The 25,679-nt window shown below is 61.8% G+C and carries 18 protein-coding genes; 8 read left to right on the top strand and 10 right to left on the bottom strand.

The annotated features are described in order from the left end of the window. Window positions 1-20: 20 nt before the first annotated feature. Together betB and betI are read right to left on the bottom strand one after the other, a co-directional pair. Window positions 21-1,493 (bottom strand): betaine-aldehyde dehydrogenase, encoded by a 1,473-nt coding sequence (betB, locus tag ACNQP3_RS27270; protein WP_012274617.1) that lies wholly within the window; start codon window positions 1,491-1,493, stop codon window positions 21-23. 39 nt (window positions 1,494-1,532) lie between these two features. Next, entirely contained in the window at window positions 1,533-2,189 is a 657-nt protein-coding gene (betI, locus tag ACNQP3_RS27265) for a transcriptional regulator BetI (protein WP_012274616.1), read from the bottom strand. A gap of 533 nt (window positions 2,190-2,722) precedes the next feature. Between betI and ACNQP3_RS27260 the strand changes: the two genes are divergently transcribed. Next, window positions 2,723-4,669 (top strand): BCCT family transporter, encoded by a 1,947-nt coding sequence (locus tag ACNQP3_RS27260; protein ID WP_223296422.1) that lies wholly within the window; start codon window positions 2,723-2,725, stop codon window positions 4,667-4,669. Window positions 4,670-4,837: 168 nt separating this feature from the next. Continuing rightward, on the top strand, window positions 4,838-9,517 hold the full coding sequence (locus ACNQP3_RS27255) for a dermonecrotic toxin domain-containing protein (RefSeq protein WP_264316629.1): 4,680 nt from the start codon (window positions 4,838-4,840) through the stop codon (window positions 9,515-9,517). Between the two features lie 47 nt (window positions 9,518-9,564). Here ACNQP3_RS27255 and ACNQP3_RS27250 read toward each other — a convergent pair whose 3' ends face one another. The 4 genes from ACNQP3_RS27250 to gpmI all read right to left on the bottom strand — a co-directional run bounded on the left by ACNQP3_RS27250 (window position 9,565) and on the right by gpmI (window position 14,730). Continuing rightward, a complete protein-coding gene (locus ACNQP3_RS27250; RefSeq protein WP_264316628.1) occupies window positions 9,565-10,332 on the bottom strand; it encodes a divergent polysaccharide deacetylase family protein in 768 nt (255 codons plus the stop codon). An 8-nt stretch (window positions 10,333-10,340) separates the two neighbouring features. Beyond that, entirely contained in the window at window positions 10,341-11,657 is a 1,317-nt protein-coding gene (locus ACNQP3_RS27245) for a S41 family peptidase (protein ID WP_012274612.1), read from the bottom strand. 78 nt (window positions 11,658-11,735) lie between these two features. After that, window positions 11,736-13,052 (bottom strand): murein hydrolase activator EnvC family protein, encoded by a 1,317-nt coding sequence (locus ACNQP3_RS27240; RefSeq protein WP_060493012.1) that lies wholly within the window; start codon window positions 13,050-13,052, stop codon window positions 11,736-11,738. A gap of 142 nt (window positions 13,053-13,194) precedes the next feature. Then, entirely contained in the window at window positions 13,195-14,730 is a 1,536-nt protein-coding gene (gene gpmI / locus ACNQP3_RS27235; protein ID WP_179027039.1) for a 2,3-bisphosphoglycerate-independent phosphoglycerate mutase, read from the bottom strand. Between the two features lie 206 nt (window positions 14,731-14,936). Between gpmI and ACNQP3_RS27230 the strand changes: the two genes are divergently transcribed. From ACNQP3_RS27230 to secB, 3 genes are read left to right on the top strand one after another with little or no spacing between them, the layout of a single operon-like run. Then, a complete protein-coding gene (locus ACNQP3_RS27230; RefSeq protein ID WP_012274609.1) occupies window positions 14,937-15,350 on the top strand; it encodes a rhodanese-like domain-containing protein in 414 nt (137 codons plus the stop codon). A 1-nt stretch (window position 15,351) separates the two neighbouring features. Beyond that, the gene (gene grxC, locus ACNQP3_RS27225; RefSeq protein WP_003249204.1) at window positions 15,352-15,606 is read left to right on the top strand and encodes a glutaredoxin 3; all 255 of its coding nucleotides are present in this window, start codon (window positions 15,352-15,354) and stop codon (window positions 15,604-15,606) included. A 39-nt stretch (window positions 15,607-15,645) separates the two neighbouring features. Continuing rightward, window positions 15,646-16,131, top strand: a complete 486-nt coding sequence (gene secB, locus ACNQP3_RS27220; protein ID WP_012274607.1) for a protein-export chaperone SecB — start codon at window positions 15,646-15,648, stop codon at window positions 16,129-16,131. A gap of 58 nt (window positions 16,132-16,189) precedes the next feature. On the opposite strand, the gene trmL is transcribed toward secB, so the two are convergent. Next, window positions 16,190-16,651, bottom strand: coding sequence for a tRNA (uridine(34)/cytosine(34)/5-carboxymethylaminomethyluridine(34)-2'-O)-methyltransferase TrmL (gene trmL, locus ACNQP3_RS27215; RefSeq protein WP_012274606.1), 462 nt, complete (start codon window positions 16,649-16,651; stop codon window positions 16,190-16,192). Between trmL and ACNQP3_RS27210 the strand changes: the two genes are divergently transcribed. Next, window positions 16,650-17,087 carry a hypothetical protein gene (locus ACNQP3_RS27210; protein WP_041166611.1) on the top strand — a complete coding sequence of 146 codons (438 nt, stop codon included), beginning with the start codon at window positions 16,650-16,652 and terminating at the stop codon, window positions 17,085-17,087. The genes trmL and ACNQP3_RS27210 overlap by 2 nt on opposite strands. A 458-nt stretch (window positions 17,088-17,545) precedes the next feature. On the opposite strand, the gene ntrC is transcribed toward ACNQP3_RS27210, so the two are convergent. The 3 genes from ntrC to glnA form a co-directional block, all read right to left on the bottom strand. Next, entirely contained in the window at window positions 17,546-18,982 is a 1,437-nt protein-coding gene (gene ntrC / locus ACNQP3_RS27205) for a nitrogen regulation protein NR(I) (protein ID WP_060493013.1), read from the bottom strand. Next, a complete protein-coding gene (gene glnL, locus ACNQP3_RS27200; RefSeq protein WP_003249215.1) occupies window positions 18,979-20,064 on the bottom strand; it encodes a nitrogen regulation protein NR(II) in 1,086 nt (361 codons plus the stop codon). The genes ntrC and glnL overlap by 4 nt, the downstream gene beginning before the upstream one ends. A 364-nt stretch (window positions 20,065-20,428) precedes the next feature. Then, entirely contained in the window at window positions 20,429-21,835 is a 1,407-nt protein-coding gene (glnA, locus tag ACNQP3_RS27195) for a type I glutamate--ammonia ligase (RefSeq protein ID WP_012274602.1), read from the bottom strand. 427 nt (window positions 21,836-22,262) lie between these two features. On the opposite strand from glnA, the gene thiI reads away from it, so the two are divergent. Together thiI and typA are read left to right on the top strand one after the other, a co-directional pair. After that, complete coding sequence (gene thiI, locus ACNQP3_RS27190) at window positions 22,263-23,717, top strand: tRNA uracil 4-sulfurtransferase ThiI (protein WP_012274601.1); 1,455 nt, start codon at window positions 22,263-22,265, stop codon at window positions 23,715-23,717. A 128-nt stretch (window positions 23,718-23,845) separates the two neighbouring features. Next, window positions 23,846-25,666, top strand: coding sequence for a translational GTPase TypA (typA, locus tag ACNQP3_RS27185; protein ID WP_012274600.1), 1,821 nt, complete (start codon window positions 23,846-23,848; stop codon window positions 25,664-25,666). Window positions 25,667-25,679: the final 13 nt, after the last annotated feature.

Raw genomic sequence — 25,679 nt, 5'->3', positions numbered from 1 at the left:
CGGGCGTGGCTAGACAGGGTTTAGAAAACCGAGTTGTAGCCGCCCAGCTCAACCTGGACCGACTTGATGCGAGTGTATTGAGCCAGCGAGCTGACGCCGTTCTCACGGCCAACGCCCGACTGCTTGTAGCCACCGACCGGCATTTCGGCCGGCGATTCACCCCAGGCGTTGATCCAGCAGATACCGGCTTCGAGCTTGTGGATGATGCGGTGGGCGCGGGTGATGTCGTTGGTGCACACACCGGCAGCCAGGCCGTACTCGGTGTCGTTGGCGCGACGGATCACTTCTTCTTCGGTCTCGTAGGACAGAATGCTCATGACCGGGCCGAAGATCTCTTCCTTGACGATGGTCATGTCGTCGCTGCAATCGGTGAACACGGTCGGGGCCACGAAGGCGCCCTTGGCGAATTCGCCTTCGGTCAGACGCTCGCCGCCGCACAGGACGCGGGCACCTTCTTCTTTGCCCTTGGCGATGTAGCTCAGCACGTTTTCCATGTGCGCGAAGCTGACCAGCGGGCCGAAGTTGGTGTTTTCGTCTTCCGGGTTGCCAACGCGAATGCGGGCAACGCGCTCGGCGATCTTGGCTTCGAAGGCAGCCTTCATTTCAGCTGGGATGAACACGCGGGTGCCGTTGGTGCACACCTGGCCCGAGCTGTAGAAGTTGGCCATCATGGCGATGTCGGCGGCCTTGTCCAGGTCGGCGTCGGCGCAGATGATCAGTGGCGATTTGCCGCCCAGTTCCATGGTGACTTCCTTCAGCGAGGAGCTGGAGGCGCTGGCCATGACTTTCTTGCCGGTGGTGGTGCCGCCGGTGAAGGACACTTTTTCGATGCGTGGGTGCTCGGTCAGCCAGGTACCGACTTCGCGGCCACTGCCGGTCAGCACGTTGAACACGCCATTCGGCAGGCCGGCTTCGGTGTAGATCTCGGCCAGTTTCAGGGTGGTCAGCGAGGTGACTTCCGACGGCTTGAAGATCATCGCGTTGCCAGCGGCCAGGGCCGGGGCGGATTTCCACAGGGCGATCTGGATCGGGTAGTTCCAGGCGCCGATACCCACGGTCACGCCCAGCGGCTCGCGGCGGGTGTAGACAAAGGACGATTCGCGCAGCGGGATCTGCTCGCCTTCGATGGCCGGTACCAGGCCTGCGTAGTATTCCAGCACATCGGCGCCGGTAACGATGTCGACGTAGCGGGTTTCGGAGTACGACTTGCCGGTGTCCAGGGTTTCCAGCTGAGCCAGTTCATCGTTGCGCTCGCGCAGGATGTCGACAGCGCGGCGCAGGATGCGCGAACGCTGCATGGCGGTCATCGCAGCCCAGACCTTCTGGCCACGCTCGGCGCTTTCCACGGCCTTCTCGACGTCGGCCTCGGTGGCACGCTGTACGTGGGCGAGGACTTCGCCAGTGGCCGGGTTGATGGCTTCGAAAGTGGCATCGCTGCCAGCGTCGACGTAAGCGCCATCAATGTAGAGTTTTTGCGTTCCGAAACGGGCCATAGTGTCCTCGCAAGTGCAGTGTGTGGTTTGGCTAGCGCGTCACGCTCCTGCCGGGTTGGCAAGGGCCGTGCGCGCTTGTTCAGCGGCCTGGTCGTTTGTGCCCAGGGTGTGCTGTTTAGCCAGTTGTAGATCCATGTATTCGTAAGCGATCCGTATTGCCTGGTCGGTGTCGAATGCATCACCCGACAGGGCACCACGCAGCCACAAGCCGTCGATCAAGGCCGCCAGGCCGCGGGCTGCCTTGCGCGCATGGTAGAGCGGCAGGGTGCGGCGGAACTGGCAGCACAGGTTGGAATACAAGCGGTGGTCGTTGATCCGCTGCAACCTGTGCAAATCGGGCTGGTGCATGCTGGAAGCCCAAAAGGCCAACCAGGTTTTCATTGCCGGGCCGTTCACCTGGCTGGCATCGAAGTTGCCCTCGATGATCACTTTCAGGTGGGCACGCGGGCTGTCGTCCGTCAGGGCCTGGCGACGTGCTCTAACGCCTTCGTTGAGCATGCTCATGATGTAACCCATCGTCGCTGCGATCAGGCCATTCTTGTCCCGAAAGTAGTGACTGATGATGCCGTTCGACACACCGGCCAAACGGGCAATCAGCGCAATGCTGGCGTCCCCCAGACCGACCTGATCGACCGCCTGCAATGTGGCTTCGATCAACTGCTGGCGGCGGATGGGTTGCATACCGACCTTGGGCATCTTGCTATCTCCTCAGGCCTGCGAGCAGACGACAGGCGGCTGACTCGGCGAAGGCCAGTCTATTTTGTTTTGATTGAACGTTCAATCAATAAAGAATAAGCTCTGCGACAATTTGTGCCATTGACAGTTTTTCAGGCGGTCGAGAAGGCACGGATTGACACCCCAGGAAATCGCGTAACCCCCGGAATACAAGGCGTTGACGGGCATGAGCGATGCGAAATGCAGATTCTGCCGCGCGGCTTTTGGCCCTGCGGCAGGCCCTTGGAGCGGGCGGGGTGATCTGTGACGAATGCGCGCACCTCTGCGGATGCGTGGCATTTTCAGCAGGCCACCTGTCTGTTTTTTTGCAACGTATCGATTCGGGATCACGGTTTCCAGGGTGCTTTTATAACACCTGACGCAGTGGGGATATTCCACCAATTGCTCGGGAAAGACTGATTAGCCTCCACAGCCGTACTGCCCGGAGCATTCGTGCAATGAGTTCTGCCTCACTTACCAAGCCCCCCGCCGAGAGGGTACGGGTCAACCGCGTGGTGTTCTTCACCTCCGCGCTGATGATCCTTGTTCTGACTGCCTTGCTGATCGCTGTACCCGAAACCGCGGGCCAAGTGCTGGGCGTGGCCCAGAAATGGCTGACGCGTACCTTTGGCTGGTACTACATGCTGGTCATCTGCGGCTACTTGCTGTTCGTCGTCTACCTGGCCTTCTCCGACTACGGCAGCCTCAAGCTGGGTGGCAAGGATGACCAGCCTGACTTCAGCTATGGCGCCTGGGCGGGCATGCTGTTCTCGTCCGGTATCGGTATTTCGCTGCTGTACTTCGGCGCTTCCGAGCCGCTGGACCACTACTTCAACCCACCGGAAGGCACCCCAGCCAGCCTCGAGGCCGCGCGCCAGGGCCTGCAGCTGACCTTCCTGCACTGGGGCCTGCACGGCTGGGCGATCTATGCCCTGGTCGGCCTGGCCGTGGGTTACTTCGCCTACCGCCACAACCAGCCGCTGGCCCTGCGTTCGGCGCTGTACCCGCTGGTCGGCGAGCGTTGGGTCAAGGGTGCTGCCGGCAACGCCGTCGACATCTTTGGCATGTTCGTCACCCTGCTGGGCCTGGTGACCAACCTAGGTATCGGCTCGATGCAGGTATCCTCGGGCCTGGAATACCTGTTCGGCATGGACCACAGCAAGACCAACCTGCTGGTGGTGATCCTGGTCATGGCCGGTGTGGCCACCGTGGCTGCGGTGTCGGGTGTGGAAAACGGCATTCGCCGCCTGTCCAACCTGAACATCATGCTGTTCAGCGGCCTGCTGATCTTCGTGCTGCTGGGCGGTGAAACCCTGCACCTGCTCAACGGCTTCGTGCAGAACGTCGGCGACTACCTGAACGGCATCGTGCTGAAAACCTTCGACCTGTATGTGTACGAAGGCGAAGCCGGCAAGTCCGAGCGCTGGCTGGGCCTGTGGACCGTGTTCTATTGGGCCTGGTGGATCTCCTGGGGCCCATTCGTCGGTATGTTCATTGCCCGTATCTCCAAGGGCCGCACCGTGCGCCAGTTGGTGATGGGTGTGCTGTTGATCCCGCTGGGCTTCACCTTGGCGTGGCTGTCGATCTTCGGCAACACCGCACTGGACTTGGTGATCAACCAGGGCGCCGTGGAGCTGGGCAAGACTGCGCTGGAACAGCCGTCGATGTCGATCTACCAACTGCTGGAATACTTCCCGGCAGCCAAGATCGTGATTGGTGTGGCGGTGTTCGTCGGCTTCGTGCTGTTCCTTACCCCGGCCGACTCCGGTGCGGTGATGATGGCCAACCTGTCGTGCAAAGGCGGCAAGGTCGACGAAGACGCCCCGCACTGGATGGTGGTGTTCTGGTCGGTGGTTATCACCCTGGTCACCATCGGCCTGCTGTTCGCCGGTAACTTCGAGGCCATGCAGACCATGGTGGTGCTGGCGGGCCTGCCGTTCTCGGTGGTGCTGGTACTGTTCATGTTCGGGTTGTACAAGGCCATGAAGCAGGACGTGGCAGTCGAGCAGGAGCGTGCCGAGCTGGCCGCCCGCGGTCGCCGCGGCTTCAGCGAGCGCCTGAGCCAGCTGGAGCTGCAGCCGACCCAGGCCGTGGTGCAGCGGTTCATGGACAAGCAGGTCAGCCCGGCGCTGAAAGAAGCGGCCGCACAGCTGCAGACCCTGGGCTTCGAGGTAGAAACCCGGGTTGGCCAGTCGCGCAACATGATGGGCCTGCGGGTGATGATGGAAGAGGGCAACCCCTTCGTCTACGAAGCCAGCCTGGACGGTTACCTGGCCGCGCCGAGCGAGGCGCCGGTCGAAGGCGAGCCGGAGGTGCAGCAGCGCTTCTACCGCGCCGAGGTGTACCTGCACGACGGCAGCCAGGAATACGACCTGATGGGCTTCACTCGCGAACAAATCGTGCGTGATGTGCTGGATCAGTTCGAAAGCCACCGCCAGTTGCTGGGGCGTGTGTACAGCTGATTGCTGTTGCTGTGAGGCAGAGGCCCGGTTCGAAGGAATCGGGCCTCTTTTGTTTCCTGCAGGTGATCGTTGAGCCGGGTGAATGACTTGTGCAGCATTAATTAGTGCCTCCCGCCTTTCGCGAAAACGCACCCTGGGTGATTCATTCATCACCCAGGGTGACCTCGCATGCCAATCGAAACCAGAACCACACCGGACTACCAGCGCGCGGTGTCGCTGGCGTTCGCTGATCGCCCGACCCTGCGCCAGCTGGCCTCGCAGCAGGCCTTGCAAGTGCTGGCTGCGCATCTAGGTAGCATTGCCGCTGCCGAGTTACCGGATGCAGGCCCTGTCATCCTGGATATCCCCTACGACGGGGCTGTCACTGGCCAGTACCGCCCTTATGATTCCTGGTTTTCGCGGCCACTGGTCGATGCCTTGCTCGATGCCCTGCGCCAGGGCTGCACGTTGGAGGCGATGGGGCTGGCAGGTGGAACTTTCTCTGTCCGGGTTGCACTGCCGTACGTTATGCGTAATACCGCCGGCGAGCCGTTGGAATTTACCTCGGTAGCTGCGGACGGCGTACTGGCTGAGCTGAACCGACTGGTGTCGACACTGCCAGAGCGGTTTCGCCAGGCCCAGGTCGCCTATTGGGCGGCCGTCGGCTTCCATGGCGTTAGCCGGGATCGCTGGCTTGCGCAGGTCATCAAGTCGACCCTGCTGCAAAGCCTGCCCCTGCAAGACCTCGATGCCCAGCAACGTGACTGCGTATTGGGGCTGCTCAAGGGTGGGGCGCAGCTACCTTCGGTGTTCAGCGTCGAGGTGCAACTGAATGATGGCGCTGACAGCGTCGACCTTTTGCAGACGCAACTGCTTGTGCGCGGTGAGTGGGACGAAAGCGAGCAGGTGCTGTGGTGTGCCCCCAGTGGGGTGGTCAAAGGGTTTTCCGGCTACGATGCCTTCGCCACCGCATTGCGCGATGAGTTGGCCGAGACCCAGCGTTTTACCTCGTTGACTTGGCGCCGCCATGAATGCACTGGCGACGTGTTTTCCGTGCAGTGCACCCTGTTGCTTGAGCGCATGCTGGGCCAGGTGGATCGCTGGCAGGTTTCGACGTTCAATGATGTGGCGTCGCTTGAGCATTTCTATTCGAGCGCCAGCGACCCCGCGCAGTGGTTCATCGCGGGTTATCACGCAGCGGACGAGGCCGACGTTTCGACCCCTTTGGGGCTCTACCGCGCACAGGCGCAGGATAAATTCGCGTTCCAGCGCGGGCTGTTCGAGCTGGCTTTGGCGCAGGCCGAGTCGCTAGGCAGCTCTGCCCTCGAGGGTGTCGAGGACCTGCACAGCTACACTGATGCGCAGCTCAGGCAGCAGATGCTGCTGGATCAACCCGATGAAACGAACTACCACGCCGCCGATTTGCTGCTGACCCTGACCACAGCGCGGGGCGTGCCCGGAGGGGTGGGTGTGGGGCCTGGGGATGGCGTCATCGAAACCCGCAGCATCACGCTGACCGAATTTGCCATCGGCAACCTGAGCGTGCTGGGCGATGCGGTGATCACGAAAATCGAGCATCGTGACGAGCAACTGATCGCCCCCTGGTTGACCGGCGACTATCTACGATCACTGGTCGAGCGTGTCGATATCGGCGGTCGCTATCCCACCTATGTATCCGAACAGCTCGACCCCGCCCTGCAGCCAGAGCGGGTCACCCGCTTTGCCCGCGAATGGCGCTGCTCCCTGCTGTTCAGTGCCCTCAGCGCCAAGCTGGGCGGCACGCTGAGTGAGGTAGGTCTGCAAGCTATCGTCGACTACTGTGCCGGACGGTTGGATGCCCAGCGCCCCCGAACCACGCTCATGCCGCTGGCGTTTCAGCGTGCGGTGGATCATCCGGCTCCGGATCTGGTCATGGGCATGTTCGTGCTGCACTCGGTCGAGCCGTTTTCGTTGGTACTTTATCGGCCGCTGTATGGCCAGCAGGGCTTGACCGAGTTTTCGGGCTTTGAGGCGCTGATGGAGGCGGTTCGCGACAATAAGGCGCTGCGCGAAAGTGTCCTGCAATGGCTCGATCCCCAGGCTCGCGCGGTATACGACCATGGCGGATTCTTCGAGCCACACCTGGGGGCGCCGATCATCGATACTTCGCTGTTGCCGGGCCGGGCAGATCCACCGACCTTAATCCAACTACCCTGGGTAGCGGATGTCGACCGGCTGATGTACGACGGCAATCGCCGCTTGCTGGTCGAGTTGGCCGGCCGGCAATCGGTCTCTACTCGCCAAAGCCGTTGGGCCCTGTTACGGCAGGGCGCCTGGCTGTTGTTCGATGTGGCCACACTGTTGCTGCGCGGGCCGATTGCCACGGTCGCCTGGCTGGCGCAGTCGGTGCTGGGGGCTATGCGCGATGCGCAGGCATTCTCCGAGGGCAGCGCATTCGAGCGCAGCGCGGCGGTGGTGGATGCGCTGCTGAATCTGGGCATGGCGTTGGTGCATGTACGCTTGCCATCGGTCGACCCTGTCGGGCCGACGCGCATGACAAAACCACTGCCACGGCTTGCCATGGCCAGCACGGACAGCGCGCTGGCGGTAATGCCCGTACAAGGCGAGGCGTCTCAGCTGGCCAATCGTACCAGTCAGGTGCTGGATTTCTCCTGGCGAGGTGCACAGGGGGTCAATGTACTGACCTCCCAGCAGCGCACATCGCTTCGCCGTCTGGCTTCGGCCGTGGAACTGACGGGGGTGTCGCCGGATGCCTTGGGGGTCTATCAGGTGCAGGGCCGTCAATACGTCATCCTTGCCGGTGATACCTACCAGGTCGAATTGCAGGGAAGCGCTGCACGCATCGTTGGGCCGCAGGATGCGCATGGGCCCTGGCTTGTCCGGGGCCAGGGAAACTGGCGCATCGATACCGCGCTGAGACTGGTGGGGGGCGGGCCGAAGAGTCGCCTGGAGCTGGCGCAAAGGAAGAACAAGAGCGATTTCGAGCAGTTGAACCAGCGCCAGAACGAGTTGCTTGCAGAGCGCAACACCCTGGGCAATTTCTTCGAGGCGAGCAAGGACAAGGTCAAGGCCAAGGAAGCAGAGCTCGATCGGCTGCGCCAGCATGCCCAGTCGATCACCGATTCGAGCCTGGCAGCGAAGTTCGATGAGCGGATTGCCAGCGTCCAGGGGGAAGTTGCCATTGCGAAGGCGCTTTCCCTGGATGACCTCAAGAAGATGGTGGACTGCACCATAAGGTTGGATGACGTGATGACTTCAATGAGTGAGCAGCGCTTTGCGTCTCAGGCGTTGTTCGCTGTGCTGCCCCGTCAGCGGGGCATCATACGTCATGAGTTGATCGATTACGGCGTGGGGTTCTACAACGAAGCCGTGATGCAGGTGAACGAGGCGGATCTGCCTGATGTGCTCAATGGCATGGCCGCCAAGCCGGAGAGTGCCGAAGAGCTCAATCACTATCGGTTTGCCAGGGCGAAGTTGGAAAAGGTGCTGAGCTGGCAGCTGGATCTGATCGAAGTGTCCGAGGTGCTGGATGTGCTGATTGAGAGCTTGCAGAGCGACGGTCTCGTGCTATGGGACGCGGTGCTCGATACGAGGGTGGAGAAGCGTACCGTCCTGAAGTTTCTGCAGGATAGCCGCAAGCTCAGCGGTATCGGCTTGCGCCTGCGGAGCTTGCTGGACCTTGGTGAACTGAGCCTGACGCGTGAGGCCCCGGTGGACGAGCGGGAATTGATTCAGGCGCTGGATTATCTGGCTGGTGACGAGCTCAAGAGTGCAGGCGCCGCCCATGAAGAGTTGATCACCGCCGACGGCCTGCCATTGACCACTCAACAGCAGGTACTGAGCAGTACCTTGGATACCTACCAGAGCACCCGGGCACGCTTGGATTATCTGGCCGAAACATCTCCCGAGCTGTTGGTAGAGGCCAAGGTCGCGCAATACAAGGACGTGCTGCACAGGCTGACCAGCCAGGCCGAACAGCTGCTTGCGCAGGTGGTGCGCGAGCTTGAGCTATCGACTCCGGCGCAGCCCAAGACGCGTCTGTATGCCCAGCGCCCTGGCACCTTGCGCATAGCGCGTACCTATGACGGGCGCAGTGTAGTGGGCGAGGAAGTCGAGGTTTCTGGCGAGCGGGTTGTTCAGCAGCATGATGTCACGGGTCAGGTGCTGCGCACGTTCCGCCAGGACGGCGATAGGTTCGTTGAGCAACGTCCTGCGGTGGCGGAGGAGCAAGGCACCGAAGCAGCCGTCAATGCAGGGCTCGCCAGGGGTAAGGCCAGGGCCGCGCTGAAGCAGGTCGATGGTGTGATTCGTCTTGTGCGCAAGTATGCCAAGGCAGAAGACCCGTTTGGTATCCGTACCATCATCGACCATCATGTCAGCCAGCTGGAGGAGGCTGGGAAGCTGCTGAAGCGGGCTGGCATCGAAAGCGAGTTTGGCAGTCGCCTGGCCGACGACATCGAGCGCCTGGAATCGGTGCAGCGGGATTACCTGATTTCCACTTACACCTCGACCAGCCATCCTTCGGCCAACAGCCTCCGGTTTCTGGTGGAGCAGGAGCAGGTCCGGATCACTCGGACCGTGACCCGCAAGCCACTGGGCGCCGGTGATTTTCTCGATGTGTTCGAGATTCGACGCGTGCCCGCGCCCGGCAAGGCCAAGGGTGCGGGGTTATGGGAAGCACACTTCCACTACCCGGCCGCCGACACGCCTGTGCGGCAGTTCAGCAAGGGACATCTCAAACTGTGGGCGCAGCGCACGCTGGGGCGGGAGGCACAGCTGCGCGCTGCTGCCAGCGCCGGTGAACTGCTGGCCATTTATCGCGGTAATCTGCGCTGGGCGGATGTCGAGGGTCTGATTCCCTTCGAGTGAAGAGCTGGCGCGCACTTACTGCAGGCAAGTGCTTGTGCTACCGGCCTTCAGCGGTTCTGATACACGCCCTGTCGGCCATGTGCCGGCATCGCCTTGTTACTGCGTTCGGCGATCATCTGGCGCAGTGGGATCAGCTCGATGCCTTGGTGTTTGAGACCAGGCATCGCGCTTTCCAGCACTTGCAGCGTCTGCGGGTAGGGATGCCCGATCAGCACAGCCGACCCCTGCTTGCGGGCGAGCGCGACGCCTTGTTGCAACTGGGCGGCGATGGCCTCCGGGGTGCGCACGTCGTCCAGGAATACATCCCGCGACACGTGCGCCAGGCCAATGCGTTGGGCCTCGGCCGCCGCCACGGTGGCGGCGCTGGTGCGGCTGTCGACGAAGAACAGGTGGCGTTGCTGCAGTTCGCCCATCAGCCAGGCCATGGGTTCACGTTGTGCCGTCATGCGGCTGCCCATGTGGTTGTTGATGCCCGCTGCGTAGGGGACTTTGGCCAGGGCGGCTTGCAAGCGGCTGGCAAGTTCCGGCAATGGCGCGCCGGGGTGCCAGGCGTAGGGCCCGGTGGCCGGGTCCATGGGCATGTGCAGGATCACCGTCTTGCCGGCCCTGTGGGCCTGGCGGGCGAAATCGCTGGCGTGGGGGGTGTCGGGCATGATCGCCATCGTGACTGGGCCGGGGAGGGCGAGGGTGCGGTTGTCGCGCTCGCTGCTCTGGCCCAGGTCGTCGATGATGATGCTCAGGTAGGCCTTGGCGGCCGGCGCCGCTTGCGCGACTCCGGCCAACAGGCACAACAACAGACACAGCAGGTAACGCATCGCGTGAATCATTTGCCCGAGGTGATGTTCAGCCCTTTGAGCAGGCTCAGCGCCTGGCTCAGTTGGAAGTCATCGTCCTGCGGACGTTCCTTGCGTTTGCTGCTGCCCGTCGGGCGGTCGGCGCCGCCGTTGCCGTTGCCCAAGTGGCCCTGCAGGTCGGCTTCCTTGAAGTTTTCGGTGTCGACTTCGGCGGTGAGCTTGGCCGGGCGCACCTCGATGTCCGGTACGATGCCCTGGGCCTGGATCGAGCGGCCGTTGGGGGTGTAGTACAAGGCGGTGGTGAGTTTCAGGGCACGGTCGTTGGCCAGCGGCAGCACAGTCTGCACCGAGCCTTTGCCGAAGCTGTCGGTCCCCATCAGCACGGCGCGCTTCTGGTCCTGCAGTGCGCCGGCGACAATTTCCGACGCCGAGGCACTGCCACCGTTGATCAGCACCACCAGGGGTACGCCTTCGCTGGCGTCGGCCGGGTCGGCCGAGAAGCGCAGCTCGGAGTTGGCGATACGGCCCTTGGTGTAGACGATCAGGCCCTTGGTCAGGAAGTGGTCGGCCACTTCCACGGCCGACTGCAGCACGCCACCTGGGTTGTTACGCAGGTCCAGCACTACCCCGCGCAGCTTCTTGCCGTTGTCCTTGCGCAGCTTGGCCAGGGCTTTGCCCACTTCGTCGCCGGTCTTGACCTGGAACTGGGTGATACGGATGTAACCGTAGTCGTTCTCCAGCAGTTGGCTCTTCACGCTCTTGACCTGGATGACCGCGCGGGCCAGGGTCACATCAAACGGGTTGCCGCCATCGCGCACCAGGGTCAGGGTGATTTTTTCGCCGACCTTGCCGCGCATCTTGTCGACCGCTTCGGTCATGGTCTGGCCGCGTGTCGGGGCACCGTTGATCTTGACGATCAGGTCACCCGCCTGCACGCCGGCACGTGAGGCCGGGGTGTCGTCGATCGGCGACACCACCTTGATGAAGCCATCTTCCTGGCCCACTTCGATGCCCAGCCCGCCGAATTCGCCGCTGGTGCTCTCCTGCAGCTCCTGGAAGTCCTCGGGGCCAAGGTAGGCCGAGTGCGGGTCCAGGTTGCTGAGCATGCCCTTGATGGCGTTTTCCAGCAGGGTCTTGTCGTCTACCGGTTCGACGTAGGCGGCCTTGATACGGTCCATGACCTCGGCGAAGGTGCGCAGTTCTTCCAACGGCAGTGGTGCCTTGGCGGTCACCTCGGTGGCGGGCACTGCGGCAGCCTTGGCCGGCTCGGCGGCAGTGGCCAGGGGCGCGCCGACCGCCAGGGCGATGGACAGGGCCAGCTGGGTGAGACGAGGCGAGTGCAGCATGTCGAACGAACTCCTGATCCTGTAAGCGCTCCCTGGGGAGCATCGGCGCAGCACTCAGGCTACGCCGTAGAAATTTGACTAGCCCCGACACCACTGCGAGGGGTCGGTAGGCCGACCCTGCTGGCGAATGGCGAAGTACAAGCCTGCCGCGTCCTGGCCACCGCTGTCGCCAACGGTGGAAATGGCTTCACCAGCCTTGACGATATCACCGGCGCTCTTGAGCAGGCTCTGGTTGTGGCCGTACAGGCTCAGGTAACCGTTGCCATGGTCGAGAATGACCAGAAGCCCGGCGCCGCGCAACCAGTCGGCGAATACCACGCGCCCGCCGTGCACCGCACGTACCTGGGTGCCTGGGTTGGCGCTGATCATCACCCCGTCCCACTTGGCACGGGCATCGCTGCCACGGGCATCACCGAAGCGTGCCAGCAGTCGACCATTGACTGGCCATGGAAGTTTGCCCCGCGCGGCAGAAAAAGCGCCGCCGTAGTTCGCGCCATCGCTGGAAACCAGCGGGCCGAGGGTGGTGCGGGCTTTTTTCGGCGGCTCCACAGGCTCTGCAGGCTCACGGGCTCGGTCGCGTGCGGCGGCGGCGGCCAGCGCTTCCTGCTGGCGGCGCTTTTCCGCTTCCTGCTGCGCCAACAGGGCCTTCTTGCGTGCTTCTTCGGCTTCGCGGGCCTGGCGAGCGAGGGTTTCCTCGATGGTCTTAAGCACCTTGGCCAGGTCGGCCTGGTCCTGTTCGCGCGATTGCAGCTTCTGGTCGCGGTCCTTGACATCGCTGTTGAGCTTGGCCAGTACCTGCTGGCGCTTGCTGCGCTCGGTTTCCAGGGCCTGGCGACGGCTGTCGAGGTCAGCGCGTTGGGCCAGCAGCTGTTGTTGCTGGCTGGCAATGTCCTGCTCGACGTTGGCCAGTTGGCGCAAGGTCTCGTTGAAGGTGCGCAATTGCTCCAGGCGCGCCTTGCTCAGGTAGTCGTAATACGTGAGGGTGCGGGCGAACTTCTCGGGGTTCTGCTGGTTGAGCAGCAGTTTGAGGTATTCCTCGCGACCGTTGTTCTGGTAGGCCGAACGGGCCTGAATGGCGATCAGCCGCTGTTGTTCAACGCGGGCGCTCTGGAGTTTTTTTTTCTCGGTATCAAGGCGCTCCAGCTCGCCTTCAGTCTTTTTTAGTTCTTGCTGCAGGGCCTCCACCTGCTTTTCGAGGTTGCCGATGTCGGTCTCGGTGGCTTTGAGGTCCTTTTGCACACCGGCCTTTTCTTCCTGGAGCTTGCCCAGCGTCTTCTTGAGCTCGGCAATGTCCTGGCGGGTGGCGTCCAGTTGCTGCTGGGTCTGCGCACGCTCATCGGCAATAGCCGGGCTGAGCAGGCAAGACAGGGCTAGGAGAATCAGGGCGCGAAGCATGGGGTTTGGCGTACCAAGGATGGAGACTGGCCTAGTATGCCCGCCTGGGCCGGCAAAAAAAACGCCTCGCTGCGGGTGCAGAGGGGCGTTTGTCCGGAATTCATGTGCCATTGGGGCTGCATGGCAGCCCCAGCGCCTGGGATCAGGCGTCGACCAGAATCGAAGTACCGGTCATTTCCACCGGCTTTTCCAGCCCCAGCAGTTGCAGCATGGTCGGCGCCACGTCGGCCAGTACGCCACCGTCGCGCACTTTCAGGTTGCGCTTACCCACATAGATGAACGGTACCGGCTCGGTGGTGTGCGCGGTGTGCGCCTGGCCGGTGCATTCGTCTTCCATCTGCTCGACGTTGCCGTGGTCGGCGGTGATCAGGGCTTCGCCGCCGACTTTCTCCAGTGCATCGACGATGCGGCCGACGCAGGTATCGAGTGCTTCGACGGCCTTGACCGCAGCTTCGAACACGCCGGTATGGCCGACCATGTCGCCGTTGGCGTAGTTGACCACGATCACGTCGAAGCGCTGCTGCTCGATGGCTTCGACGATGCGATCGGTCACTTGCGGTGCGTTCATTTCCGGCTGCAGGTCATAGGTGGCGACCTTCGGCGACGGGATCAGAATGCGCTCTTCGCCCTCGAACGGCTCTTCGCGGCCGCCGGAGAAGAAGAAGGTGACGTGGGCGTACTTCTCGGTTTCGGCGATGCGCAGTTGGGTCTTGCCGTTTTTTGCCAGGTACTCGCCCAGCACGTTGTTCAGGCTGGAGGGCGCAAAGGCTGCCGGTGCAGGGATTTTTGCCGAGTACTGGGTCAGGCCGATGTAGGCCGCCATTTTCGGCAGGCGCGCGCGGGCAAACTCAGTGAAGTCCGGCTCGACAAACGCACGGGACAGCTCGCGAGCACGGTCGGCGCGGAAGTTCATGAAGACCACGGCGTCGCCGTCCTCAACCTTGACGGCTTCGCCGATGCGCGTGGCTTTGACGAACTCGTCGCTTTCGTCACGGGCGTAGGCCGCTTCCAGGCCGGCCTGGGCGGTGTCGGCCGTGTATTCGGCTGTGCTGTCGACGATCAGGTTGTAGGCGGCGCTGACGCGGTCCCAGCGGTTATCGCGGTCCATGGCGTAGTAGCGGCCGATCAGGCTGGCGATGCGGCCCTTGCCCAGTTTGGCGAAGGTGGCGTCGAGCAGTTCGATCGACGACTGTGCGCTGCGTGGCGGGGTGTCGCGGCCATCGAGGAAAGCGTGCAGGTAGATCTTTTCCGCTCCGCGCTGCGCAGCCAGTTCGGCCATGGCCACCAGGTGGTCCTGGTGGCTGTGTACGCCACCATCGGACAGCAGGCCGAGGATGTGCACGGCCTTGCCGGCACTGGCTGCCTTGTCCACGGCACCGGTGAGCACCGGGTTTTTGAAGAACTCGCCATCGCGGATGGCTTTGGTGACGCGGGTGAAGTCCTGGTAGACGACGCGGCCGGCCCCCAGGTTCATGTGACCGACTTCGGAGTTGCCCATCTGCCCGTCCGGCAGGCCGACATCCATGCCCGAGCCGGAAATGAGGCCATGCGGCAAGGTAGCGCGCAGGCGATCATAGACCGGCGTATTGGCGGCAAAGATGGCGTTGTGTTCGGGGACTTCGCTGTGGCCGAAGCCATCCAGGATGATCAGGACCAGGGGTTTGGGCGTACTCGTCATCAATCAAACTCACGGTTGTTCAAAGATGATAAAGACACGCATTTTAGGGCAAATACGCCACCTGCGGCGAATATTCGTCCTGTTCCCTGACCAGCGCGGCCAATGCGGCAACATGAAGGTACCTTTCCGGCCGGCCCGTCGGGCTTTGGTGGCACTGGGGGGCTGTGTATACTGGCCGGCATTTTCAATCGCCTGGAACACCGCTGATGGTTGCTCACCTGATTCAATTCGCGACAGATCACTACATCCTGGTTGCGATCTTCCTCATTCTGCTGGTCCTGCTGCTGATCAACGAAATCCGTCGCGGCGGCCAGAGCCTGAGCAATGGCCAGCTGACGGCCCTGGTCAATGCCGAGAAGGGCCTGGTGGTCGACATTCGCCCGGCCAAGGAATATTCGGCCGGTCACATCGTCGGTGCGATCAACATTCCGCAGGACAAACTGGCCGCCCGCATGAGCGAGCTGGAGAAGCACAAAGAAAAGACCCTGATCGTCGTCGACGCAATGGGCCAGCAGTCCGGCACCCACTGCCGCGAACTGCTCAAGGCTGGCTACACCGCCGCCAAACTGAGCGGTGGCGTTTCCAGCTGGAAAGCCGATAACCTGCCCCTGGTGAAGTGATATGAAGCCCGTCATCGTCTATTCCAGCGACTACTGCCCCTACTGCATGCGCGCCAAGTACCTGCTCGAGAGCAAGGGCGTGGCCTTCGAGGAAATCAAGGTGGACGGCAAGCCGCAAGTTCGCGCCGAGATGAGCCAGAAGGCCGGCCGTACGTCGGTGCCGCAGATCTGGATCGGCAGCACCCATGTCGGTGGATGCGATGACCTCTATGCCCTGGAGCGCGCCGGCAAGCTCGACGCGCTGCTGGCGGCCTGATTTGCACTGCATTCAAAAACATTAGGATAAGGATCTGCCATGACTGACCAACAGACCAACGGCGCTGCTGCAGAAGACAACAGCCCTCAGTTCTCCCTGCAACGCATCTATGTGCGTGACCTGTCGTTCGAAGCCCCGAAAAGCCCGCAGATCTTCCGCCAGACTTGGGAGCCGAGCGTTGCGCTGGACCTGAACACCAAGCAGAAAGCCCTGGAAGGCGACTTCCACGAGGTGGTGCTGACCCTGTCGGTAACCGTCAAGAACGGTGACGAAGTGGCCTTCATCGCTGAAGTGCAGCAGGCCGGTATCTTCCTGATCGCCAACCTCGATGCGCCTTCGATGAGCCACACCCTGGGCGCGTTCTGCCCGAACATCCTGTTCCCTTACGCCCGTGAAACCCTGGACAGCCTGGTGACCCGCGGTTCGTTCCCGGCGCTGATGCTGTCGCCTGTCAACTTCGATGCCCTGTACGCGCAAGAAATGCAGCGCATGCAGGAAGCGGGCGAAGTGCCGACCGTGCAGTAATTCTGCCTGTATCGAAAAAGCGCCTCTAGGGGCGCTTTTTTGTTGCCTGCAAGGGCGATCAGCTACCAGCGAACCCGTTCTGCCGCCATGCCTCGTACACCGTCACCGCCACGGTATTGGACAGGTTCAAGCTACGGCACCCCGGCCGCATCGGCAGGCGCAGGCGTTGTTCGGCCGGCAGGCTGTCCAACACCTCGGCCGGCAACCCGCGGCTCTCTGGCCCGAACAGGAACGCATCGCCCGGCTGGTAAGCCACTTCGTGGAAGGGGTGCGAGCCCTTGGTGGTGAAGGCGAACAGCCGTGGGTTGCCCAGGCTTTCCAGGCATCCGGCCAGGCTCTCGTGGCGCTTGAGCGTGGCATACTCGTGGTAGTCCAGCCCCGCGCGGCGCAGGCGCTTGTCATCCAGTTCGAAACTGATGGGTTCGATCAGGTGCAGGTGGCAGCCGCTGTTGGCGCACAGGCGAATGATGTTGCCGGTATTCGGCGGAATTTCTGGTTGAAAAAGGATGACGTGAAACATGCACGGCTCCAAGCGTGAAGATGACGGGCATTCTACCCCTGAACCGGACGTGCGTTCGAAGGCCTTCCCGCGGGTGATGCTGTCGTTGGCGATTGTCGGCTTGATGGTGGGGCTAATGATTGGTCGCCTGACTACGCCCGACGAGCGTGAGCTGCAGCAGGTGCAAGTGGTGCAGGACGGCCTGCAGCTGTGGTTCAACGAAGAGCCCAAGCTGCACGGCGAGAACGTGGAAGGTACAGTGGCATTGCTGTTCCAGGCCCAGGGCAAGGCCCAGCAGGGGCAACTGAGCCTGCAGGGCAAGCCGGTGAGCTGGCGGGTACAGAACAGCCAGGAAGGGTTGTTGCTGACGGTGGTGGCCGCGCGCCCCCTGCACGGCGAGTGGAGCGGTGCAGAGGACGACGGGCGCTGGCGTGTGCAGGTGAAATTGCACGAATAAAAGAGGGGATTTCCCGGCCTGCCTGTACCAGGGTCCCCAAAAGGGGTGCTGCGTATAAAGGGGGGATTTCCCGGCCTGCCTGTACCGAGGTCCCCAAAACGGGCGATGCTGCGAATAAAAGAGGGGATTTCCCGGCCTGCCTGTACCAGGGCCCCCGAAACTGGGTATGTATTAGCTATTGCAGGGGGCGTGCCAGTTTTGCAAAGCCCGTGAATGTTGGGCTTTGAGGTGGAATTGGCCGGGTTTTGAGGGGATTTGTGCCTTTGAGCGGTGCATGGGGCACAGGATCGGTGCATCGGGGCTGAAAAAGCCGGGCCTGCTTCGCAGGCCTATCCCGACACAAGGCCGCTCCCGCAGGGATAGCACCGCCTCTGAACTGAGCGGCGTCCTGTGGGAGCGGCCTTGTGTCGCGATGGGCTGCGCAGCAGCCCCAGAGATCTTACGGGCTAACCCAGCACTCAGTGCTCGTCACCTTCCTCGTCATCCCCACCTGCCACATTCATCCCCAGCTCCTTGATCTTGCGCGTCAGGGTATTACGCCCCCAACCCAGCAACAGCGCGGCATCCCGGCGCCGTCCGGCGGTGTGCTTGAGCGCCGTCTCGATCATGATCCGTTCAAAGCTGGGCACTGCGCTGTCCAGCAGGTTGGTCTGCCCGCGCGCCAACGCCTGGTCGGCCCACTGGCGCAGGGCCTGCTCCCAGTTGGTCACCGGTGCGGCGTCCTGTGGCAGGTTCAGAAGCTCGGGCGGCAGGTCGCCGATCAGCACTTCGCGGCTGGAAGCCATCACGGTGATCCAGCGGCAAGTGTTTTCCATCTGCCGCACGTTGCCCGGCCAGGGCAGGTTGCGGATGAACTCTTCGGTCTCAGGCTTGAGGACCTTCGGCTCGACCGCCAGCTCCTGAGCGGCCCGGGCAAGGAAGTGGCGGGCGAGCGCGGGGATGTCTTCGCGGCGGTCGGCCAGGCGCGGGATATGGATACGGATCACGTTCAGGCGGTGGAACAAGTCCTCACGGAACTTGCCGGCTTGCACCAGTGACTCCAGGTTCTGGTGGGTGGCGGCGATGATGCGCACGTCGACCTTGACCGGTACATGGCCGCCCACACGATAGAACTCGCCATCGGCCAGCACGCGCAGCAGGCGGGTCTGGGTGTCGGCAGGCATGTCACCGATTTCGTCGAGGAACAGCGTACCGCCATCGGCCTGCTCGAAACGGCCCCGGCGCAGGTTGGCAGCGCCGGTGAAGGCCCCCTTTTCATGGCCGAACAGCTCCGATTCCATCAAGTCCTTGGGGATGGCGGCCATGTTCAGGGCAATGAACGGCGACGCCGCGCGCGGGCTGTGCCGGTGCAGGGCGTGGGCCACCAGCTCTTTGCCGGTGCCGGACTCGCCGTTGATCAGCACGGTGATGTTGGAGTGGCTGAGGCGGCCGATGGCGCGGAACACCTCCTGCATCGCCGGGGCTTCACCGATAATTTCCGGGGTACGCGCCAGGTTCTGTGGCACATCCAGGCCCTGCTGTTCCTGAGCGTGCTGGTTGGCACGCTTGACCAGCGAGACCGCTTCGTCGACGTCGAATGGCTTGGGCAGGTACTCGAAGGCCCCCCCCTGGTACGAGGCCACCGCGCTGTCCAAGTCGGAATGGGCGGTCATGATGATCACCGGCAGGCGCGGGTGCTGTTCGCGGATCTGTGCCAGCAAGTCGAGGCCGCTGGCGCCAGGCATGCGAATGTCGGAGATGATCACGTCCGGTTGCTGGCGCGCCAGGCGCCCCATCACACCGTCTGCGCTGTCGAAGCTCTGGGTGGTCATGCCTTCTTGTTGCAGGGCTTTTTCCAGGACCCAGCGGATGGAGCGATCATCGTCGACGATCCATACGGTTTCACTTCGGCTCATGAGGCGGTGGCTCCTTGTTCCAGGGGCAGGTAGATCGAGAAGGCGGTGTGGCCTGCGTGGCTTTCACACTCGATCAGGCCCTGGTGCTGGCTGATGATGTTCTGGGTAATGGCCAGGCCCAGCCCGGTGCCGTCCGGGCGGCCACTGACCATGGGATAGAAGAGAGTGTCCTGCAGTTCCGGCGGGATGCCCGGGCCGTTGTCGATGATCTCGACCCGCGCCACCAGGCGGTGGCGCACGTGGCCGATGGTGAACTGGCGCAAGGCGCGACTGCGCAAGGTAATGCGGCCCAGCCGCAGCTCATTCTGCGAGCTGATCGCCTGCATGGCATTGCGTACGATATTGAGTACGGCCTGGATCATCTGCTCGCGGTCGATCAATACGTCCGGCAGGCTAGGGTCGTAATCGCGCACCAAAGTGATGCAGCCCTGGCTTTCAGCGTCGACCAGGCTGCAGACCCGCTCGAGCACTTCGTGAATGTTGGTCATGGCCAGCGATGGCAGCTTGTTCGAGCCGAGCATGCGGTCGACCAGGTTACGCAGGCGGTCGGCCTCTTCGATGATCACGTTGGTGTAGTCGCGCAGGCCTTCCTCGGGCAGTTCGCGGGCCAGCAACTGGGCCGCGCCACGGATGCCGCCAAGGGGGTTCTTGATTTCATGGGCCAGGCCGCGCACCAGCATCTTGGTGGTTTCCTGCTTGCTCAGCTGAGCCTCTTCCTTGGTGATGCGCAGCAGCCGGTCGCGTGGGTGCACCTCAAGCAACAGCAGGGTCTGGCCCTGATGCAGGATTGGCGTTACCGCGTAGTCGACGGTGATGGTCTGCCCGGTCAGCGAAGTGAGCTGTGCTTCACGCTTGGTGAATGGGTGCGCCTGCTCGACCGCCTGGCGCAGCGAGCTGAGTGCCTCGGTCGATTCGGTGAACAGCTCGCTGATGAACTGCCCATGGCTACGCTGGCCACTGACGGCCAGCAGCATTTCCGCTGCCGGGTTCATGTACTCCAGGCGCAGCTCGGCGTTGAGCAGCAACGTGGCGGTAGTCAGGTTGTCCAGAAGCAGACGGTGCTGTGCATCGCTGATGGTCATAAGGCGTCGTTGACCTCTTTTGGCGCTTGCCCGGCACTGCTTTGGCCTGGGCCGGACGCGGGGTGGTTCCGCTGGTGCGAGACTCTCGGCAAGAAAATGCAAGAAACAAACCAAAGCTCCGAAAAGAAGCGGAATTTGCCGATAAAGGCCTGGATCTGCGCAACTTCGGACCAGAAAGTCTGGATGAAACGTTTAACTTGACCCAGATTGGGGAGCAAATGAGGGCACGGTGTCAATTTGTGCACCAAGATAGAGCATAGCGTGATGGCGGGGTGGCGGTGCTTCTGCAGGGCGTGCAGAAACGAAAACGGCCTCCCGAGGGAGGCCGTTATGATCACGTCACCGGCACGAGGCGCCGATCAGATCAGCAGCTGTAGTACAGCTCGTATTCCAGCGGGTGTACGAAGGTGCGGACCTTGATTTCCTCTTCGCTCTTCAGCTCGATGAAGGCATCGATGAAGTCGTCGGAGAACACGCCGCCCTTGGTCAGGAACGCGCGGCCTTTGTCCAGCTCTTCCAGAGCCTCTTTCAGGCTGCCGCACACTTGCGGGATGTTCTTGGCTTCTTCTGGTGGCAGGTCGTACAGGTTCTTGTCGGCCGCGTCGCCTGGGTGGATCTTGTTCTGGATGCCATCCAGGCCAGCCATCAGCAGGGCCGCGAAGGCCAGGTACGGGTTGGCCGATGGGTCCGGGAAGCGGGCTTCGATACGGCGGGCTTTCGGGCTGCCGACGTAAGGAATACGGATCGAGGCGGAACGGTTGCGAGCCGAGTAGGCCAGCATTACCGGGGCTTCGAAGCCTGGGACCAGACGCTTGTAGGAGTTGGTCGACGGGTTGGTGAAGCCGTTCAGGGCCTTACCGTGCTTGATGATACCGCCGATGAAGTACAGGGCGGTGTCGGACAGGCCGGCATAGCCTTCACCCGAGAAGGTGTTCTTGCCGTCTTTCCAGATCGACATGTGTACGTGCATGCCCGAGCCGTTGTCGCCGTACAGAGGCTTAGGCATGAAGGTGGCGGTACGGCCGTAGGCGTCGGCAACGTTGTGCACGACGTATTTCAGCGCCTGTACTTCGTCAGCCTTTTTCACCAGGGTGTTGAACTTGACGCCGATTTCGTTCTGGCCGGCAGTCGCCACTTCGTGGTGGTGAACTTCAACGGTCTGGCCCATTTCTTCCAGTGCGTTGCACATGGCAGTACGGATTTCGTGGTCGTGGTCGAACGGCGGAACCGGGAAGTAGCCGCCTTTCACGCCTGGACGGTGGCCTTTGTTGCCGCCTTCCACGTCAGCGTCGGTCATCCACGAGCCTTGCTCGGAGAAGATCTTGAACATCGAGCCGGAAATGTCCGACTTGAACTTCACTTCGTCGAAGATGAAGAACTCAGGCTCTGGGCCGGCGAAGACGGTGTCACCGATGCCGGTGCTCTTCAGGTACTCTTCGGCACGCTTGGCGATGGCGCGTGGGTCGCGATCGTAGCCCTGCATGCTCGACGGGTCGACGATGTCGCAGGTGATGATCAGGGTTGGCTCTTCGGTGAACGGGTCCAGGACGGCAGTGTCGTCGACCGGCATCAGGATCATGTCGGAGGCTTCGATGCCTTTCCAGCCAGCGATGGAGGAACCGTCGAACATCTTGCCGACTTCGAAGAAGTCTTCGTCCAGCGCATCACGCGACGGCATGGTCACGTGGTGCTGAATGCCTTTGGTGTCCGTGAAACGCAGATCAATCCACTTGACGTCATGATCTTTGATGAGTTGAACCGACTTCGACATGTTGTCCTCCGGATGGTCTAGAGCGCGGTGGGCCGCTGCCCTGGAAAAAGGGTGTTGCCGGGCGCGGATAGTCGGCCAAGCTTACCTGCCTCACAAGGGAGCAAATTGCATGCCAGTGCCCGAAAATGGCGAAGGCGGGATAAAAGGGGGCGTTTGTGGGCATTTGGCGTAGGGGTGGCGGGTAAAAATGCACCCTTTAGATGCGAGTTTTGGTGTCAGCGCACCAATACAGTGCGCGATCTGGGCTTTGTGCTTTCTTTGAGGGCTTTCCGCGGGTTTGCACGCGAAAAGGCCGGAACAGGCGGCACAAAACCCGCCTCATGCATTTATCTCAAAGCTTCTGATCAAAAGTTGGTCAAATCCTGAGCAATTTCCGATATAATTCGCGCCCCTCATTTTCGGCAGGCCCTGCGCGCGCTGTTAACCAATGAAACTTATCGTCAAAGTCTTCCCAGAAATCACCATCAAGAGCCGGCCGGTGCGCAAGCGTTTCATCCGCCAGCTCGCCAAGAACATCCGCAACGTGCTCAAGGACCTCGATCCTGAGCTCGCGGTCGATGGTGTCTGGGACAATCTCGAAGTGGTCACCCGCATCGAGGACGAAAAAGTCCAGCGCGAGATGATCGAGCGCCTCACCTGCACGCCGGGTATCACCCACTTCCTGCAGGTAGAGGAATACCCGCTGGGTGACTTCGACGACATCGTCGCCAAGTGCAAGCACCACTTCGGTCACCTGCTGGCCGGCAAGCACTTCGCCGTGCGCTGCAAGCGCGGTGGCCACCATGACTTCACCTCGATGGACGTCGACCGTTACGTCGGCAGCCAGCTGCGCCAGCAGTGTGGCGCCGCCGGCATCGAGCTGAAGAAGCCCGAAGTGCTGGTGCGCATCGAAATCCGCGACCAGCGCCTGTACGTCATCCACAACCAGCACCAGGGCATCGGCGGTTACCCGCTGGGCGCCCTGGAGCAGACCCTGGTGCTGATGTCCGGTGGCTTCGACTCCACCGTGGCGGCTTACCAGATGATGCGCCGTGGCCTGATGACCCACTTCTGCTTCTTCAACCTCGGCGGCCGTGCCCACGAGCTGGGCGTGATGGAAGTGGCCCACTACCTGTGGAAAAAGTACGGCAGCAGCCAGCGCGTGCTGTTCATCAGCGTGCCGTTCGAAGAGGTGGTTGGCGAGATCCTCAACAAGGTCGACAACAGCTACATGGGTGTGACCCTCAAGCGCATGATGCTGCGCGGTGCCGCGCACATGGCCGACCGCCTGGAAATCGACGCGCTGGTGACCGGCGAGGCGATCTCCCAGGTATCCAGCCAGACCTTGCCGAACCTGTCGATCATCGACTCGGCCACCGACAAGCTGGTGCTGCGCCCTCTGCTGGCGAGCCACAAGCAGGACATCATCGACCAGGCCAACGAAATCGGCACCGCCGACTTCGCCAAGCACATGCCAGAATACTGCGGCGTGATTTCGGTGAACCCGACCACCCATGCCAAGCGCCACCGCATGGAGCATGAAGAGAAGCAGTTCGACATGGCGGTGCTGGAGCGCGCCCTGGAACGCGCCAAGCTCATCTCCATCGACCATGTGATCGACGAGCTGGGCAAGGACGTCGAAATCGAGGAAGTGACCGAGGCTCTGTCGGGGCAGATCGTCATCGACATTCGTCACCCTGATGCCCAGGAAGACGAACCTCTGGTGCTGGACGGTATCGAAGTCCAGGCCATGCCGTTTTATGCCATCAACAGCAAGTTCAAGCACCTGGACCCCACGCGCCAGTACTTGCTGTATTGCGACAAGGGTGTGATGAGCCGTTTGCACGCACACCACCTGCTCAGTGAGGGACATGCCAATGTGCGTGTTTATCGTCCGACATAAGACGCCGGGGCTGTATGGCGGCAGTATCCGCCATCGCCCTCCCGACCGCCGGGCCCGCTGAGCCTTAAACAGTACATATTGGCCGCCTACACTGGGCGGCAACCGAATCCTCTGATCGAGATACACTTGTGATCGAAAATCTGCGTAACATCGCCATCATCGCCCACGTTGACCATGGTAAAACCACCCTGGTCGACAAACTCCTGCGTCAGTCCGGCACTCTGGAGCGTAACGAGCTCAACGACGAGCGCGTCATGGACTCCAACGACCAGGAAAAAGAGCGCGGTATTACCATTCTGGCGAAAAACACCGCCATCAACTGGAACGGCTACCACATCAACATCGTCGACACCCCCGGCCACGCCGACTTCGGTGGCGAGGTTGAGCGTGTAATGTCGATGGTCGACTCCGTGCTGCTGCTGGTCGACGCCCAGGACGGCCCAATGCCGCAAACCCGCTTCGTGACCAAGAAGGCCTTCGAAGCCGGCCTGAAGCCAATCGTCGTGATCAACAAGGTTGACCGTCCGGGCGCACGTCCTGACTGGGTTCTGGACCAGATCTTCGACCTGTTCGACAACCTCGGCGCTACCGACGAGCAGCTGGACTTCAAAGTGGTCTACGCCTCGGCCCTGAACGGCATTGCCGGTCTGGACCACACCGAAATGGGCGAAGACATGACCGCCCTGTACCAGTCGATCATCGACAACGTACCGGCTCCTTCCGTTGACCGTGACGGCCCGTTCCAGATGCAAATCTCGGCACTGGACTACAACAGCTTCCTCGGCGTTATCGGTGTTGGCCGTATCGCCCGTGGTCGCGTCAAGCCGAACACCCCGGTTGTCGCCATCGACACCAACGGCAAGAAGCGTAACGGCCGTATCCTGAAGCTGATGGGTCACCATGGCCTGCACCGCATCGACGTCGAAGAAGCCCAGGCTGGCGACATCGTCTGCATCAGCGGTTTCGACGAGCTGTTCATCTCCGACACCCTGTGCGCCCCGGACGCGGTAGAAGCGATGAAGCCGCTGACCGTTGACGAGCCAACCGTTTCGATGACCTTCCAGGTCAACGACTCGCCGTTCTGCGGTAAAGAAGGCAAGTTCGTCACCAGCCGTAACATCAAGGACCGTCTGGACAAGGAGCTGCTGTACAACGTTGCTCTGCGCGTTCAGGAAACCGATTCCCCAGACAAGTTCAAGGTTTCGGGCCGTGGTGAGCTGCACCTGTCGGTACTGATCGAAACCATGCGTCGTGAAGGCTTCGAGATGGCTGTGGGCCGTCCTGAAGTGATCATCCGCGAAGTCGACGGCGTCAAGCAGGAACCGTTCGAGAACGTCACCATCGACATCCCTGAAGAATCCCAGGGCAAGGTGATGGAAGAGATGGGTCTGCGTAAAGGCGACCTGACCAACATGGTTCCGGATGGCAAAGGCCGTGTTCGCCTGGAGTACAACATTCCAGCCCGTGGTCTGATCGGTTTCCGTAACCAGTTCCTGACCCTGACCAACGGTGCAGGCATCCTGACCTCGATCTTCGATCGCTACGACACCATGAAGTCGGGCCAAATGTCCGGCCGCCTCAACGGTGTACTGGTTTCGGTCGAGACCGGCAAGGCGCTGACCTACTCGCTGGAAACCCTGCAGGCACGTGGCAAGCTGTTCGTTGAACACGGCCAGGAGATCTACAACGGTCAGATCATCGGCCTGAACAGCCGCGATAACGACCTGGGCGTGAACCCGACCAAAGGCAAGAAGCTCGACAACATGCGTGCTTCGGGCAAAGACGAAGTCATCGCCCTGGTACCGCCAGTTCGCCACACCCTCGAGCAGGCCCTGGAATTCATCCAGGACGACGAGCTGTGCGAAGTGACGCCGAAGTCGATCCGTCTGCGCAAGAAGATCCTGGACGAAGGCGAGCGTACCCGCGCTGCCAAGAAAGCCAAGAACTGAGTTAGCTCAGGCT

The organism is Pseudomonas sp. LFS074 (assembly GCF_047978165.1).
In the GTDB taxonomy this organism is placed as follows: Bacteria; Pseudomonadota; Gammaproteobacteria; order Pseudomonadales; family Pseudomonadaceae; genus Aquipseudomonas; species Aquipseudomonas putida_P.
The sequence above is the reverse complement of the archived record's forward strand: the minus strand, read 5'-3'. Positions and strand labels throughout refer to the sequence as shown.

Coding starts and splice junctions, on each gene's coding strand:
- trmL (WP_012274606.1), bottom strand. CDS start 16,651: ATGTTTCACGTCATCCTTTTTCAACCAGAAATTCCGCCGAATACCGGC.
- glnL (WP_003249215.1), bottom strand. CDS start 20,064: ATGACCATCAGCGATGCACAGCACCGTCTGCTTCTGGACAACCTGACT.
- ACNQP3_RS27210 (WP_041166611.1), top strand. CDS start 16,650: ATGCACGGCTCCAAGCGTGAAGATGACGGGCATTCTACCCCTGAACCG.
- ACNQP3_RS27245 (WP_012274612.1), bottom strand. CDS start 11,657: ATGCTGCACTCGCCTCGTCTCACCCAGCTGGCCCTGTCCATCGCCCTG.
- betB (WP_012274617.1), bottom strand. CDS start 1,493: ATGGCCCGTTTCGGAACGCAAAAACTCTACATTGATGGCGCTTACGTC.
- ntrC (WP_060493013.1), bottom strand. CDS start 18,982: ATGAGCCGAAGTGAAACCGTATGGATCGTCGACGATGATCGCTCCATC.
- ACNQP3_RS27240 (WP_060493012.1), bottom strand. CDS start 13,052: ATGCTTCGCGCCCTGATTCTCCTAGCCCTGTCTTGCCTGCTCAGCCCG.
- secB (WP_012274607.1), top strand. CDS start 15,646: ATGACTGACCAACAGACCAACGGCGCTGCTGCAGAAGACAACAGCCCT.
- ACNQP3_RS27230 (WP_012274609.1), top strand. CDS start 14,937: ATGGTTGCTCACCTGATTCAATTCGCGACAGATCACTACATCCTGGTT.
- grxC (WP_003249204.1), top strand. CDS start 15,352: ATGAAGCCCGTCATCGTCTATTCCAGCGACTACTGCCCCTACTGCATG.
- glnA (WP_012274602.1), bottom strand. CDS start 21,835: ATGTCGAAGTCGGTTCAACTCATCAAAGATCATGACGTCAAGTGGATT.
- thiI (WP_012274601.1), top strand. CDS start 22,263: ATGAAACTTATCGTCAAAGTCTTCCCAGAAATCACCATCAAGAGCCGG.
- betI (WP_012274616.1), bottom strand. CDS start 2,189: ATGCCCAAGGTCGGTATGCAACCCATCCGCCGCCAGCAGTTGATCGAA.
- ACNQP3_RS27255 (WP_264316629.1), top strand. CDS start 4,838: ATGCCAATCGAAACCAGAACCACACCGGACTACCAGCGCGCGGTGTCG.
- ACNQP3_RS27250 (WP_264316628.1), bottom strand. CDS start 10,332: ATGCGTTACCTGCTGTGTCTGTTGTTGTGCCTGTTGGCCGGAGTCGCG.
- gpmI (WP_179027039.1), bottom strand. CDS start 14,730: ATGACGAGTACGCCCAAACCCCTGGTCCTGATCATCCTGGATGGCTTC.